The organism is Peribacillus sp. P4_C12 (assembly GCF_056402095.1).
Window position 1 is genome coordinate 1 of sequence record NZ_JBFUIB010000848.1, and the last position, 1,224, is coordinate 1,224.

At 37.9% G+C, this 1,224-nt stretch carries 2 pseudogenes; both read right to left on the reverse strand.

The annotated features are described in order from the left end of the window. Nucleotides 1-165, reverse strand: a pseudogene (locus AC1DUW_RS29625) (glucose-1-phosphate adenylyltransferase subunit GlgD); the annotation flags it as partial. A 17-nt stretch (nucleotides 166-182) separates the two neighbouring features. Further along, nucleotides 183-1,199 (reverse strand): annotated as a pseudogene (locus AC1DUW_RS29630) (glucose-1-phosphate adenylyltransferase); the annotation flags it as partial. Nucleotides 1,200-1,224: the final 25 nt, after the last annotated feature.

Sequence of the window (1,224 nt, forward strand, 5' to 3'; positions counted from 1 at the left end):
AACGGCTACCTTCGATACATCTGCATTTATGAAGTTCGACATCGTAAAGTCAATTAGACGGTAACGTCCACCAAATGGCACGGATGCTACATTACGATGAGCAGTCAACTCTTTTAAATGTTGTCTTTCATTGATTAAGTTAATAATTCCCAACACGTTATCCATAACATCGTCCCCTTTTTCTAGTTAAGAGTAATCTTTTTTTTGTTTGGATTTGTAATGGTCTGATTTTCGCCTATCAAGGTAATTTCAGAATTAACGGCTGAATTGCCTACTACAGCACCATCTTCTATAACACAATTGCTGGCAATAATACTTCTTTCTATATGAACGTTTTCACCAATCGTAACATTAGGCATAATGACTGAATCTTTAATCGTTGATCCATATCCCACCTGTACATTATAGGATAAAACGGAGTGATCAATGTTTCCATGTATCATGCAGCCCTCATTAATAAGCGATTGGCTGACCTCTGCTTCTGATGATATATATTGTGGAGGGTGATTTGCATTTCGAGCAAAAATCTTCCACTGCTGATCATCCAACTGGAAATTTGGTGTTTCCTCCAATAAATCCATATGTGCCTGCCAAAGGCTCTCAACGGTTCCAACATCCTTCCAATAATCATTAAAACGATAGGCAAAAAGTTTTTTTCGATCTTCCAGCATCTTTGGAATAATGTTGCTGCCGAAATCATTGGATGAATTCACATCTTTTTCATCGTTAATTAAGTATTTCCTTAAGGTCTTCCAATTGAAAAGGTAAACACCCATAGAAGCCAGGTTACTCTTTGGATATTTTGGTTTCTCATCGAATTGAGTAACCCTATCGGCTTCATTCGTATTCATAATGCCAAAACGGCTTGCTTCCTGCCAAGGTACTTGAATGACAGCTATTGTGGCCTCTGCATTTTTTTCGATATGATAATCAAGCATTTTGCTGTAATCCATTTTATAAATATGGTCACCTGATAGGATCAACACGTGTTCCGGATCATAGTTATCAATGTATTGGATATTTTGATAAACAGCATTGGCTGTTCCTTTATACCACTCGCCGCCTTCTTTCCCTTGATATGGAGGAAGAACAGAAACCCCTCCAACATCTAGATCTAAATCCCARGCTTTACCGTTACCCACATAATCATTAAGTATCAAAGGCTGATATTGGGTCAGTACCCCAACAGTATCAATACCTAACTGCACTCATTCTGGTATTGAT